Source organism: Coleofasciculus sp. FACHB-712 (genome assembly GCF_014695635.1).
Taxonomy (GTDB): domain Bacteria; phylum Cyanobacteriota; class Cyanobacteriia; order Cyanobacteriales; family FACHB-T130; genus FACHB-T130.
The window spans coordinates 1-13,002 of the sequence record NZ_JACJOQ010000360.1 but is presented as its reverse complement, the minus strand read 5'-3'; the positions used below and the strand labels follow the sequence as shown (position 1 = coordinate 13,002).

The 13,002-nt window shown below is 43.5% G+C and carries 14 protein-coding genes; 3 read left to right on the top strand and 11 right to left on the bottom strand.

Annotated elements, in window-relative coordinates; translation table 11 throughout:
- The first annotated feature begins 183 nt into the window (after positions 1–183).
- Positions 184–1,068 (top strand): polysaccharide pyruvyl transferase family protein, encoded by an 885-nt coding sequence (locus H6F50_RS09645; protein ID WP_190428528.1) that lies wholly within the window; start codon positions 184–186, stop codon positions 1,066–1,068.
- Positions 1,069–1,136: 68 nt separating this feature from the next.
- Here the strand turns inward: H6F50_RS09645 and H6F50_RS09640 are convergent, their stop codons facing one another.
- The 7 genes from H6F50_RS09640 to H6F50_RS09610 form a co-directional block, all read right to left on the bottom strand.
- Positions 1,137–1,433 (bottom strand): hypothetical protein, encoded by a 297-nt coding sequence (locus tag H6F50_RS09640; protein ID WP_190428527.1) that lies wholly within the window; start codon positions 1,431–1,433, stop codon positions 1,137–1,139.
- Positions 1,434–1,618: 185 nt separating this feature from the next.
- Positions 1,619–2,719: a glycosyltransferase gene (locus H6F50_RS09635; RefSeq protein WP_190428526.1), complete on the bottom strand. Its 1,101-nt coding sequence runs from the start codon at positions 2,717–2,719 to the stop codon at positions 1,619–1,621.
- A 151-nt stretch (positions 2,720–2,870) separates the two neighbouring features.
- Positions 2,871–3,866 carry a glycosyltransferase gene (locus H6F50_RS09630; protein WP_190428525.1) on the bottom strand — a complete coding sequence of 332 codons (996 nt, stop codon included), beginning with the start codon at positions 3,864–3,866 and terminating at the stop codon, positions 2,871–2,873.
- 150 nt (positions 3,867–4,016) lie between these two features.
- Positions 4,017–5,090 (bottom strand): hypothetical protein, encoded by a 1,074-nt coding sequence (locus H6F50_RS09625; protein ID WP_190428524.1) that lies wholly within the window; start codon positions 5,088–5,090, stop codon positions 4,017–4,019.
- Positions 5,091–5,157: 67 nt separating this feature from the next.
- Positions 5,158–6,159, bottom strand: coding sequence for a hypothetical protein (locus H6F50_RS09620; protein ID WP_190428523.1), 1,002 nt, complete (start codon positions 6,157–6,159; stop codon positions 5,158–5,160).
- Positions 6,160–6,287: 128 nt separating this feature from the next.
- Positions 6,288–7,343, bottom strand: a complete 1,056-nt coding sequence (locus H6F50_RS09615) for a hypothetical protein (protein WP_190428522.1) — start codon at positions 7,341–7,343, stop codon at positions 6,288–6,290.
- A gap of 76 nt (positions 7,344–7,419) precedes the next feature.
- Positions 7,420–8,361, bottom strand: coding sequence for a glycosyltransferase family A protein (locus tag H6F50_RS09610; RefSeq protein WP_190411265.1), 942 nt, complete (start codon positions 8,359–8,361; stop codon positions 7,420–7,422).
- 86 nt (positions 8,362–8,447) lie between these two features.
- On the opposite strand from H6F50_RS09610, the gene H6F50_RS09605 reads away from it, so the two are divergent.
- Together H6F50_RS09605 and H6F50_RS09600 are read left to right on the top strand one after the other, a co-directional pair.
- Positions 8,448–9,452 carry an Npun_R2821/Npun_R2822 family protein gene (locus H6F50_RS09605; protein ID WP_190428521.1) on the top strand — a complete coding sequence of 335 codons (1,005 nt, stop codon included), beginning with the start codon at positions 8,448–8,450 and terminating at the stop codon, positions 9,450–9,452.
- A 10-nt stretch (positions 9,453–9,462) separates the two neighbouring features.
- Positions 9,463–10,356, top strand: a complete 894-nt coding sequence (locus tag H6F50_RS09600; RefSeq protein WP_190428520.1) for an Npun_R2821/Npun_R2822 family protein — start codon at positions 9,463–9,465, stop codon at positions 10,354–10,356.
- 192 nt (positions 10,357–10,548) lie between these two features.
- On the opposite strand, the gene H6F50_RS09595 is transcribed toward H6F50_RS09600, so the two are convergent.
- The 4 genes from H6F50_RS09595 to H6F50_RS09580 all read right to left on the bottom strand — a co-directional run.
- Positions 10,549–11,184: a TenA family protein gene (locus H6F50_RS09595; protein ID WP_190428519.1), complete on the bottom strand. Its 636-nt coding sequence runs from the start codon at positions 11,182–11,184 to the stop codon at positions 10,549–10,551.
- A 48-nt stretch (positions 11,185–11,232) separates the two neighbouring features.
- A complete protein-coding gene (locus H6F50_RS09590; protein WP_190428518.1) occupies positions 11,233–11,997 on the bottom strand; it encodes a pentapeptide repeat-containing protein in 765 nt (254 codons plus the stop codon).
- Positions 11,998–12,062: 65 nt separating this feature from the next.
- On the bottom strand, positions 12,063–12,257 hold the full coding sequence (locus tag H6F50_RS09585) for a hypothetical protein (protein ID WP_190428517.1): 195 nt from the start codon (positions 12,255–12,257) through the stop codon (positions 12,063–12,065).
- A gap of 208 nt (positions 12,258–12,465) precedes the next feature.
- The coding region (locus tag H6F50_RS09580) for an alpha-hydroxy acid oxidase (protein WP_190428516.1) at positions 12,466–13,002 on the bottom strand (537 nt) is incomplete at its 5' end.

Below are 13,002 nucleotides of genomic sequence, written 5' to 3'. Positions count from 1 at the left end.
AGAATTAGCAACCACTTGGCTAGAAATTCTTATAGGTCATTAACAGAGTTTGGTCTAATAGAATAGAGTGCCTTGACTAATTGTAATTCAATATATATAATAAAATTAATTGCTTTATTAATTAAAGTTTTAAAAACCCATTTTAGTATCAAAATATTACCTTAGCAAGGAGAAATGTAAAACATGAAACTCTTTTATTACAAATTTCCTAATGAGGTAAGGAATTTTGGTGATGACCTGAACCCGTGGTTATGGGAAAAATTAATTCCAGGTGTACTTGACGAAGATGAAAGCACAGCCTTTTTTGGTATAGGTACTATAATTAACGATCGCTTACACGAAAGAACTCCAAAAGCTCGCAAGATAGTAGTTTTTAGTTCCGGTGTAGGCTATGGAAAAAGTAACATGAAGAATCTGCCAAAGATAGATAGTTCTTGGAATATCTATTGCCTCAGAGGTCCCTTATCCGCACAAGCATTGGGTGTTTCAACTGAATTCGCCGTAGCGGACGGAGCATTACTTGTAAGAAGATTGTTTAACCCTAGCGGACGGAAAGTTAATAAATTTGCTTATATGCCACACATAAGCACAGCTGAATCTAGCAGTACAACGTGGAAGTCTATTTGCGAACAACTTGGATTTGGCTACATAGACCCGCGCTGGTCAACAGAAGAAGTATTATCTAAAATTAGCGAAACAGAGGTTTTATTAACCGAAGCTATGCACGGTGCAATTATTGCTGATGCGCTCCGCGTACCCTGGATTACAGTACTTAGCAGTAATGTAATTCGTCCTTTTAAATGGCAAGATTGGTGTGCCTCTATTGGTAAAGAATATCAACCAATAGGAATAATGCCTATTTCAGATATTTCTAAACAGGCAAATCTTCGTACATCCATCCGCTACTGGTTCAAAAAAAAGCAAGCAGCAGTACAACTTGTTCAGATTGCCAAAACATCACGTCCCAATTTAAGTGATGAAACTCATCTCGAGCGGCTAACTATTCAACTAGAAGAAAGGCTGCAAAAGTTCAAAGATGACGTAGAAGCAGGTTTATTTTATGAATAAAACTTGAATGAGTACTCTAGTTCTTCTGTATGGAAATTATAAATAATGTGAACCAAGATACAGAAAAATCACAAACTTATCTCATATAAATATGCTAAAGGTGTAGTGTTTTTTACAGTTAAGTTAAGCTTTTTGAGCATCTTGTCTACCGTTGAGCGACCAATCAAAACTCCTGTTTTTTGTTCCAACTGGTAACGCAGTTCATCTAATGTTGCATCATTGTTGGCTTCCACCAGTTGCTTAAGAACTGCAAGAACTGTTAATTGTTCTGTCATGCGTTCGGTTGGGGTTTGTTCAGTCCACACTTTAGGCGCAATACTTCCCGTCTCTCGATGCTGTTTGAGTAACTTTTCAATAAAATTCAACGCGACTCGGAATTGAAGTGCTAGCTGAGGTTGAGAAATTTTTCCTTCCGCATAAGCATCGACTATTTTCTAGCGTAGGTTAAGCTGAGTATGCTTTCCTTGTTGACTGCTTGAACATGGACTATACAACACTTCAATCGTACCTCACAAGCTTGGGAAAGGCTATAGCAAAATTTCATAATTATTTACAGATTACTTATCCATAATTTGGCAATATTTTCCCATGTTTCTGTTTTGACTAACTCCTTAAACTGTTGTCGAATTTTTTCCAATTCTTCTAAATTATTTAATAGCTCTACTATTTTATATGCTATGTCTTCTTGAACTTTTTTAGTGTAAGGATTGCCAGAAATTTTTACGCAATAGCTTTTTTCGTCAAATACTGCATAGTTGGTAGTAACAGGTACGCAACCGACTACTGCCGACTCACGAATTGAATTACAATCTATTTCTTGAAAAGTGCAAGCATAATAGTGAATTGCCGATGTGGATTTTTCTTTTACTAACTCTTCCCGGCCTATCCGGCCGTGTTCTGTTACTCCAGGTTGACTTATTAACTCAATCATTTTCTGTTTCCAGAGCTGGCGTTCTAGCTTGGTTTCGTCTTTCCCCTTCCATCCATAGTAAATTTCTAAGTGAGCTTCTGGAATTTCTCTTTTAATAATAGGCCAACCGTAAGTCAGCATTTGCTCCAATCCCCTAACATAATTAGAAGCATAAATAAGTTTATACGGGTCTTTTTTTTGGTTGCTCCATTGCCAATAAGATGAGTCAAATCCATTAGTAATTACTACAATTTTTTCATCGGCTATATCCGGCACTAGACTGCGGTGATATTGGGAACAAACAAATACTTTGTCAAATTTTTTTAATTTATCTTTGGTGACTTGCTCTGCCTGAAGAACTTCGTGGAGATCGAGCCATATTCTTTTTGCTTTTGTTTGAGAAGCAAGCCTCCACGGATACCGCCAGATAATGAGAGTATCGAAAGTGTCATATTTGTTGAAGCGTTGGTAGTTCAGATACTCAACTCCGTCGTAGATACCTTCCTTAGCACCACAGTTGTTATAAACAGTTACCTTGTATCCCAACTTAACCCATTCTCTTCCCAGATAGATAACGTCACCTTCCGAACCCCCTATTCCTGTTTTAAGGCTGTCTGGCGTCCATTCCCCCGGCGTTGAACCTGCGTAGCAAACAATTGATTTGTCAGGCCATACTTTGGGGGTTAGCTGATTTTTAAAATCAGTCAATTTAGACTTAACAACGGCAAAAACTTTATTCAAGTAACCAAAATTAGTAAAAAACGACATCTTAGTTAATATTTTGTTGTGTTATATTCGTTTTACTTGAGTTGTGAGATCTATTGCTAAAGTTATTAGCTGGAAAGTGTAGGCTGATTGCTATATTAGGCAATATTTTCTATTGAGAATCTGGCTAGCTTCTAAGTTGGGATACAAGTTTACGCAGACGCCGTTGCATAGCGTCTATTTTTATAGCTAGGGAACGGCGCTGCAAAAATGTTTGTCGGCTCCAAGTTGATGCCGTACACCAGCGCTCATAGGCTGGAACTGCTATGTCTGTTAGGAAGTTGCGCCATTGTGTCACTAGCCTCGCCGGTTGTGTTTTCTCAGCACGGACTCGACCGTTTTCTATTATGGCACGCCGCAACTCTTTGTCATCGCGAAGGCGCTGGAGAGCAGCGATCGCATCTTCAAGGGAAGCTACCTCTAAATAGTCTAGTTCGCTTTGGCGCTCCGCTCGGAATGCAGAATCTGTGCCTAGAATTGCTGGTACACCAGCACACCAGGCGTTAATCAACTTCGTGGCAGGTTTCCAGGTGTAGTCTTGGCGATCGAAGCTACGCACGGCTACGACTACATCGACATCACTGTAGTCGTTCCAGCGCTCAGGCTTCACTATATGCCAACTTAAACCTAAAGCCTTCAGATGCTCTTGCCACAATGGCTTCTTCAGTTCATCTGCCAGGTTGTGTGTAATACCAAAATAGGCAGCATTCTCAAATCGATCGCCTCGTGAGGGCTCGCGAGGAATTAACCCTGGTTGCGACCAATGCGGAATGTAGGAACTTTCTTTAAAGGTCAATTCTTCTTGAGGGTTTTGCACAACATGAAGCTGTGCGTAGGGATGTCGCTCGTAGTCTGCCTTGAAGCAAACCATCAGCAATTTTGGTTGTGGCTGTAAAGCAAATGGGAAAGAGCGCCGATGCGCTAAGACGATACCCTCAGTGGGCATCGTCCCTATTAGCTCACACGGAAAGCCATCGGCTTTAAGGCGAAGGTAAGTTTGTAGTGTCCAACAGTATATACCTTGTCCAAAACCTTGCCAGTAAGTATCGGCACTCTTTGGCATATCCTCAACCCAGTCAGACTGGGGAAGATAAAAATATATTGGCGGTAATTTATCACTCATAGCGGTAAGAAGAGGAGCAGGCGTTAGTAGAAAATTTAGGCATAGAAAATCTGCAATTAAAAAGCTTCTTTGCTTGCATTGCCTAGACGTTTGTTAAATTGACAGTAAATAGTGCTGTTTGCACCACTGAGCTTTGTCCTTATCATCAATTTAACGGAAATTCCACCCTTCTCTAACCCGTGACACTAGTGATTTTACGGGACGGGATACCTGCGATCGCGCAATTCGGATGCGATGCCTTAAATCTTTCGTTTCCACCACTAGGTAACGGCGCTTCAAAAATGTTTGCTGAGTCAAACTTGATGCCCTACACCAGCGATTGTAGTCTGGAACAGCTACATTTGTTAAGAATTTTCGCCATTGAGCAACGAGCTTTACTGGGTGAGTTTCTTCCGAACGAATTCGACCATTGTCAATCATTGCACGACGTAATTGTGCATCATGACGCAGACGCTGAAGTGCTACAAGTGCTTCCTCAAGAGAATTTACTTCTATGTAATCAAGTTCACTTTTTCGCTCAAGGCGGAAGGCAGACTCACGCCCAAGAATTGCAGGGACGCCTGCATGCCATGCATTAATTAGTTTTGAAGCTGGTTTCCAAGAATAGTCTTTTTGACCGTTAAAGTCCCGCACAGCGAGAACCGCATCAATTTCACTGTAATCATTCCAGCGATCGCGGCTTACTATCTGCCAACGCAGTCCTAAAGCATTCATCTGTTCCTGCCATGACGAATCTAACAGTTCAGAGGCCAGTTCTCTCTCACGACCAACAAAAGCAATATTCTCAAATCGATCTCCTCTAGTAATACTGCGAGGAATCAACCCTGGCTGTGGCCAAAACCGTATGTATTCGCTCTTCCAGAAGGGCCATAAAAGCATCTCTTCGCGAGGATTTTGCACGGTATGCAGCTGTGCATAGGGGTGTCGTGCTTTATCCCCTAGAATGCAAACGAGTAGCCATTTTGCTCCAGGTTGCAGATCATCTGGCAGGGAGTCTCGATGTGCAATGACAATCCCTTCGCTAGGTATGGTTCCTACAAGTTCGCATGGAAACCCATCCGCTTTAAGCTGAAGATACGTTTGCAGTGTCCAATTGTAGATACCACGACCGCCATTTATCGAACACTGCCACTGCCAGTAAGTGTTAATGCTCTCCGGTAGCTCACCAGCAGGCCAGTCATGTTGGGGAATATAAAAATAAATTTTTGGCAACCTATCAGTCATAAGGGTGGAGATAATAAGAGATTATGAGAAGCATGGCTCTAGTAGCAGCATTAATTCTGCAACAGCTTTAAACTCCTCTGGCTTTGGCAAGAGCTGAACGTATGCGAGTGCGAATTCCAACGCTATTTCGCGCTCTCTGCAAGCCCTTTCGCATCCCCTTCGTTTTGATCGCTAGGTCACGGCGCATTAAAAATATTTTCCTGGTCAAATTTGAGGATGTACACCAACGATCGTAGGCAGGAACTGCCACATCTGCCAAGAAAGTGCGCCACTGTGCCACTAACTTTTCTGGCTGTGTTTCCTGAGCACAGACTCGACCATTTTCAATCATGGCACGACGCAACTCTCGATCCTTTTGGAGACGCTTGAGTGCCAAAATCGCCTCTTCTGGCGTTGTTACCTCTAAGTAATCTAGCTGACTTTTGCGTTCAGAGCGATACGCAGACTCCTGTCCCAGAATTGCAGGTACACCAGCGTGCCATGCCTGATAAAGCTTTGTGGCAGGTTTCCAGTCATAGTCAGTTTGGCGAGCAAACTTACGCACGGCTAAGATCGCATCAACTTCACTGTAGTCTTGCCAGCTATTCGGATTACTCCTGATATGCCAACGCAAACCCAATGAGTTGAGCTGATCCTGCCACGACGATTCTCTCAGCTCAGGTGCCAAATTTTCTTCTCGACCAAAGTAGGCGATATTTTCAAATCTATCACCGCGTGCAGGGTTACGCGGGATTAATCCGGGCTGGGGCCAATGACGCATATAGTAGCTTTCCCATAGAGGTAATGCTCGTACCAGAATTTCATCCTGAAGATTTTGCACAATATGAAGCTGTGCGTAGGGATGTCGTGTCTTATCTCCTTGATGCACAACCATCAGTTGTCTTGTTCCTGGTTGCATAGTTTCTGGAAAAGCCGAGCGTCCGGCAAATATAATCCCTTCAGTAGGACAACTTCCAGTTAGTTCGCAGGGAAAACCATCCGCTTTTAGGCGCAGGTAAGTTTGCAGAGTCCAGCTGTACATACCGAGTCTAAAAAACTCAGGAGGACAGGTATCAAGACTTTCTGGCATACCGCCTGCAGGCCAATCTGTTTGAGGAATGTAAAAATAAATCGGAGGTAGCTTGTCAGTCATAAGAGTATTTAGAAAACCATCCGTTATTCAGGGAATCGGCAAAAACTGTTAATTCCAGGGAAATCCTAAATGGTACTGATTTTGTGTAAGAGGTTGCTTAGACGAATGCGAACTCCCTTTGTTTGGGTAGCTAAGTCACGGCGTGTTAAAAATACTTTCCTGGTCGAATTTGAAGCCGTACACCAGCGGTCGTAAGCTGGAATTGCTATGTCTGTTAAAAAGGTGCGCCACTGCCTGACGAGCTGATCGGGTTGTAGTTCCCCCGCACGCAGCTTACCATTTTCAATCATTGCACGACGCAACTCTTTGTCATCGCGAAGGCGTTTCAGGGCCAAAATCACTTCATCAACAGAACCCGCTTCTAGATAGTCGAGTTCGCTTTTGCGCTCCAATCGGTACCCAGACTCGCATCGTCCTAGAATTGCAGGTACACCAGCAATCCAGGCGTTGTAAAGTTTTGAAGCCGGTTTCCAGTAGTAATCATTTTTACGATTAAAGCTGCGGACAGCCACGATTGCATCAATCTCACTGTAGTCGTTCCATTGAATCGGGTTTCTGACTACCTGAAACCGCAAACCTAAGGCATTCATCTGTTCCTGCCATGACGGTTGCCTCAGCTCGAAGATCAAATTTTCTTTACGACCTAAATAGGCAACATTTTCAAAGCGATCGCCTCGTGCTGGATCTCGCGGGATCAACCCTGGTTGAGGCCAATGCGGAATGTAATACTTTTCTCCGGGAAACAGATATTTATCCCCAACATGTACGTGTGGATAAAGCATTTCCTGGCGATTTTGGACAACATGAAGCTGTGCGTAACGGTGTTTCCCTTTATCTCCACAAACAACCACTAATATTTGTTTTGGTCCTGGTCGCAGATCGGGTGGTACAGTACCTGTCCACGCAACAACAATACCCTCAGCAGGTATTTTCCCGGCAATTTCGCAGGGAAAACCATCAGCTTTCAGCCGAAGATAGGTTTGTAATATCCAGTTGTACGTGCCAGTGCATTTACCACTTTTATAAACTTCTTGATAAGTTTCAGGATTCACCGGAATGTTGCTATCAGGCCAGTCCGATTCGGGAAGATAAAAATAAATCGTTGGAAGCTGTTCAGCCATGAGGGATGGAGATAAGCATGGATAACTACGGTAAATCTTGAAAATCAAGCAATACAAGAAATCTTCAAACGCTCTGTCAAAGCCAATGTTTCAACTGAAGGTCATAATGACCGGCTTGTTCCGGAGGATACCACCCTGTTTCAACCTTCTCGATTATTTTAGGTAAAGCCTCAATAAATTCTGAACCCCGGTCTTTTGGATGAACCGTCCAGGCTTTCGGAGAATCGAGAACCCCTCGGACATACTGCGTCGCCTCTAGTTGGTTCGATACCATCACTTCCCAAGAATCCAAAGCCCCTTTACCAGCGATATTGTTCAATATCGTTTGTAACCTCACTGGCAACCGATTGGCAATCTTTTGCCGATAAGGACGCCACAGCACTGGTAATGGAAGTAACTTGTCGAAACGCTTCTTGTCAATTAAGTAAATGCGACTGCTGAAAAACTTAAATGTATAGAAACCATGCGGGTTGCGCTCATAGGGCACCCGTTGATACATATTACCATCCTCCGTCGGTGGCCCAGTCAGCGGTCTGATTGCCATCACTTCCGGGTGTTGTTGCATCAACTTCATCCCCTCTTCTACCCAGCTATAATCGGGTTGCTGATGGAGCAGCATATCGCTGTCATAGTGAAGCATATAGTCACCTTGGGCTTCTTCAATGTGAAAAATCGTGCCCAAAATGGGGTAGCCCTTATAGTTATGTGTATACCGGATGCGGCTGCCAAAATGTTTGCGATATACTCGGTCGTGATATGCTCCGGAGTAGTCTATATCGACTACCTTGTCTACCACACCATCGCGCAGCAAGCGATCGCAGCGCTCCCGTAACTGTTCTAGAGTACCGATGCCTGGACGCCCGACTTTGTCCCCCGTTAGCGGTGCCGTATCTACAGCCAACACCCGTTCGCTAAACTTGAATTTACTCATCTTCACTAGATGAGGAATGGTGTGCATCATGAACGGCAGATCGGTTCGCGCTACCAAAATCCACAGTGAACAGCTAGCAATTGACATTAATTCTGCCTTTGTGTTTTAGACATCAGGAAGCTCCTAAAAAGATTTTAATGTATTATTCAAATTAACCTGCTGAGGATTTTTATATGACAGACGGCATCTATACACTAGCGAATGATGTAGTCTACGACCAACTCGTTGCTCTATTAAATAGCATAGAAGCCAATGTCGGTAAAGAAATCCCAGTCTGCGTTATTGCCTATGATAATCGAGTAGATCGAGTTCGCGCGGAAATCGCTAATCGGGAAAATGTAACCTTGCTGGATGATGTTAACTTGTTTGCTCGTTGGGAAGATTTTTCTAAACGGGTATGGGCAGCTCATCCAACTGCTTTAAAGACTTGGCAAGAACAAGGAATCCCCGGTGTTAATCGTATAGGCATGAATCGGCGATACTGCGCCTTTGATGCGGATAGCCCTTTTGAAAGGTTTATCTACTTAGATGCCGATATCGTAGTCATGGATTCGTTAAAGATTATCTTTGATAAATTAAATGAGAATGATTTTGTAGTTTATGATTTTCAGTATAAATCCCCCAATCATATCTTTAATCTCCAGTCACCAAAATTATTAGAAGTTGTTGATAAAAACCGGCTTAGTACAGAGATATTTTGTGCCGGAATGTACGCCGGGAAGCGAGGGTTATTCCCCCAGGAACAAAGAGATTGGTTTGTATCCAAGCTAGAGGAAGGCGAGGCAGAAATTTTATTGATGCCAGCGCCTAACCAATCAGTTCTTAACTATATGACGATGAGAGGCGAGATTCCAGTTTATAACTTGGCGCTGCATTTACCTGACGACCAAAAGACTGGAAACGCGGTTACTTCTCCCCATTTTGAAGCTAGGGATAATATTCTGTACGATCGGGGAAAACGACTAACCTATCTACACTATATTGGGCTGTCATCAAAATTGTTTTCTCGGATTAGTGAGGGAGAAAATATTGATTTTCCCTATCGGGATATTTTCTTGCATTATCGCTATCTTCACGAACCAGAGAAGCGCCCTAAGTTTATAACCAAACCGACACCTTACAATCAGGCTCCAAGTTTAGCCAAAAGAGTTTTAAAGAAAATTGGATTCACCAGTTGAGGATATTTGAATGAGTCGTGGTATCTATATTCTTGCTAACGATCGCGTCATTGATAATGCGATCGCGCTATTGAATAGCATTCGTGCTTATGATGCTGATAGTCCGATTGTGATGATTCCCTATAACAATCAGTATCAAGCGATCGCTGATATTATTACTAATTCTTATAGGGTAAAAATATACGAAGATTTACAGTTATTAGAAAAGATAGATGATTTAGTCAAGCAGACCTGTGGTGACAACCTTTTAGATAGACCCAACTTGCTTCGCAAGTTAGCCTGTTGGTTTGGTTCTTTCGATGAATTTCTATATATTGATACTGATATTGTTGTATTTGAAAAAATTATAGAAAATCTTAATTATCTTGCAAACAATGATTTTATCTGCTGTGATTATCAATACACAGGAGGCATTAAACAAGTTTTTACACCCAAAATCACAGAAATCTTCACTGAAGACGAATTGAAAGATGTTTTCAATAGTGGTTTTTGGGGTTCCAAGAAAAACCTAATTACTCAACAAGATTTGCAAGATACTTTTGAGTTCTGTGCATCTCATCCTGAATATTTTTATGTCTTGAACTCCGACCAAACGATTCTTAATTATCTCGTATTAAAGCGAATGCCTCGACGATTTAATATTGTTCGAGAAAACGGGAAGGGGCCTGGAAATTGGGCAGGAAGCCCGCATTTTAAGCAGGAAGGCTATAAATTAGTCGATCCAAAAGTTAATCAACCTCTGAAGTTTGTACACTGGGCGGGCGTCCGTTTACAGCCAGGTGGTTCGTATTGGGATATTTGGGAACACTATCGTTATCTGAATGAACCTAAACCAGCTCAATTAGCATTCACTCAGAAGAAAAAAAGCTTGTGGCAGCAAATCAAAGATAAAATCAAGGGATAAAAATAGAATTCTGCAATAATATTTAGAAACATCTTCTTAACCCGCACTGCTTTTCAACTCGGAACCTCACCCCCAACCTCTCGACCTTCACGGAGAGGGGAGAAAATATTAAACCCTTCTGGGTGAGCGGGAGGACACAGATATAGGGTTAAACCGTACTGCATCCAATCGAGAATTGCTATTAAGTAAAATCTAGATTTTTAAATCAATAGCCTCCCAGGCAGCTTGAAAAAAGTCTCGTTCGCACAACATCGCATAGCGGTAAGTTGATTTCAAAGATGCTGTGGTAGAGGCATAACGATCAGCCAGATTTTCTAATTTCTGAGCTAGTTGCTCAAATTCCTCACTGCTATAAGTGCGAATCCAGTTAGTGTATTGATGGTCTTTTATTCCACTCTGAGCTATCTGCTGACCTAAGAAAGTATACAGACGCATACAGGGTGCCATTGCCACAGCAATTAGACTGACCTCCGAACTCCAAGCTGTTGCTAATAAAAAGTCCGTGTAGCGGCGTGTAGCGGCTCCCGGTTCTACTGCTTGCAGGTTGACTCCCCACTCATCTGCATAGCCTTGATGCAGGGAAAGTTCATCTAAAACGCCCCCAGCTAGGGAATGAAACGTATTAAATCCTTCCGCGTCGGGAGCTTTAGCCGCAGCAATGCTATAGGCACGGGCAAAAGCTTCTAAGAAAAAGGCGTCTTGCCCCACATAGTAAGCAAATCGCTCCTGGTGTAGCGTGCCGTCGGCAATGCCTTGGACAAAAGGATGCTTGAGGCAGGCTTGCACTAAATCTTGATTTTCCTGCCACAAATCGCTGGATATCGTCATAAACTGACTCGTAATACTGGGCAGGTATTTTAACCCACCCTAGCAGAATTAAAAAAGCAATCGGAGTAGTAAGCTACCAATACCTCCTAGGAAATTCGCCAAATTTCCGCCGCTGCTACCCGCTTCCTGCAAAGGTGTTGTCAGCTCTTTAATGAAAACTTGGCTAGTCTGATAGCCTTGAATATTTCCCTGGATGGTAAAAAGTTCGGAAGCTTTCTGAGAATCCAGAACGGCTCCGGAGCGATCGCCCATTTGATAACGCGCCACTCCCCTCGCTAGGTATGCGGGAGCAAAGTTGGGCTTCAGAGCCAGCGATTGGTTGAAATGATCGATTGCGCCTTGTTGGTCTCCTTTTTGGCCCTCTGCTACACCCCAAGCGTAGAAATCTTCAGGCGTGGCTGCGTAGCTAGGGATACCAATAGCCGCCTGCAAGTTAGCACCATTGATGTTAGCACCCGCCAAATTTGCATTAACAAGAAAAGTTTCTCTTAGGTCAGCGCCTGCCAGGTTCGCACCTGTCAAGTTTGCACCGCTCAGATTGACCCCAAATAGAGAAGTCCCGCTCAGATTTGCACCTCTGAGGTCGGCTCCACTCAAGTTGGCACGACTGAGATTAGCACGGCTCAAATCAGCGCCAGTGAGATTAGCTCCTGATAAGTCAGCTAAAGCTAGACCCGCACCACTGAGGTCGCACTGCGAACATTGTTTAGTAGCCAATAACTGTCTAGTATGTTCGACGTTTTCAGCTTTTGCAGGAGCAGCGAAGGAAAGTGTGGTCAGCAGTGCTGCTGTTGCGGCGATTTGGGGTTTCATATCGAGTTGTGCAGCGGTAGCTCTCTATTTTCCCCAGCATAAACCATTCGGGAAAACATCAAGCTTTATCGTACAGAATTAGAACCGCTGCCATTCTCTGGAGTGTGAGTATTTGGGCGAGGTAAGAGGCTGATGATTTGCGATGCGGTTTCTTGCAAGTTGAGTTCTGATGACATTTGAGGGGCAGTTGACCAGCTATGTCCCAAAAATACATTGAGAGAGAATGTTAGCGTCGCGGCTACCATTAGTTTTTCCAGCATCTCAAACTCCCCCCCACAGCAGATAAATTAGCGCATAAAATTCTGATACTACTAATATGAATAGTTTTTATCTAACATTAGGTGATTGACATGCCGGAGAAAATGTGATCGTGTTTCCAGGACTGAGTGATCCTAGTCACATACGACGAATTTGCAGTCTCAAGACGCGATCGCATCTTCTCATCGGCAAGCGCAACACGAAGCATTCCTACAATTGCAGCACCAAACTGGAGTCAATATCTTGTAACTTGGCGCAGCCACTCAAAGCGATCGCTAAATCAAGTTCATCCCGCAAAAGTTCCAGTACGTGACGGACACCCGCCTCTCCCCCTACCGCTAATCCCCACAACACTGGGCGTCCCAACAATACGGCTTTTGCCCCTAAGGCCAGGGCTTTGAGGACATCTGTGCCACGACGGATACCGCCATCAACCAGAACTTCGGCTGTGTCTCCCACAGATGCAACCACCTCACTCAGGGCATCAATGGTAGCGATCGCTCCATCCAATTGTCTGCCCCCGTGATTAGAAACAATCACCGCTTTGGCTCCATGTTCCACCGCCCGAAGCGCATCGTCTCCTCGCAGAATCCCTTTCACCACCAATGGTAAAGGCGACAAGGATTGCAACCACTCCAAATCCTTCCAAGTTAGCGCTGGGTTTAGCTGCTCTAAAAAATAGGCAAATAAACCCGATTCGCCGGGTTTATAGGAAATCTCTAAATCTGTCAACGTCGCTAAATTAGC

Coding starts and splice junctions, on each gene's coding strand:
- H6F50_RS09645 (WP_190428528.1), top strand. CDS start 184: ATGAAACTCTTTTATTACAAATTTCCTAATGAGGTAAGGAATTTTGGT.
- H6F50_RS09630 (WP_190428525.1), bottom strand. CDS start 3,866: ATGAGTGATAAATTACCGCCAATATATTTTTATCTTCCCCAGTCTGAC.
- H6F50_RS09625 (WP_190428524.1), bottom strand. CDS start 5,090: ATGACTGATAGGTTGCCAAAAATTTATTTTTATATTCCCCAACATGAC.
- H6F50_RS09620 (WP_190428523.1), bottom strand. CDS start 6,159: ATGCCAGAAAGTCTTGATACCTGTCCTCCTGAGTTTTTTAGACTCGGT.
- H6F50_RS09615 (WP_190428522.1), bottom strand. CDS start 7,343: ATGGCTGAACAGCTTCCAACGATTTATTTTTATCTTCCCGAATCGGAC.
- H6F50_RS09610 (WP_190411265.1), bottom strand. CDS start 8,361: ATGTCAATTGCTAGCTGTTCACTGTGGATTTTGGTAGCGCGAACCGAT.
- H6F50_RS09605 (WP_190428521.1), top strand. CDS start 8,448: ATGACAGACGGCATCTATACACTAGCGAATGATGTAGTCTACGACCAA.
- H6F50_RS09600 (WP_190428520.1), top strand. CDS start 9,463: ATGAGTCGTGGTATCTATATTCTTGCTAACGATCGCGTCATTGATAAT.
- H6F50_RS09595 (WP_190428519.1), bottom strand. CDS start 11,184: ATGACGATATCCAGCGATTTGTGGCAGGAAAATCAAGATTTAGTGCAA.
- H6F50_RS09590 (WP_190428518.1), bottom strand. CDS start 11,997: ATGAAACCCCAAATCGCCGCAACAGCAGCACTGCTGACCACACTTTCC.
- H6F50_RS09585 (WP_190428517.1), bottom strand. CDS start 12,257: ATGCTGGAAAAACTAATGGTAGCCGCGACGCTAACATTCTCTCTCAAT.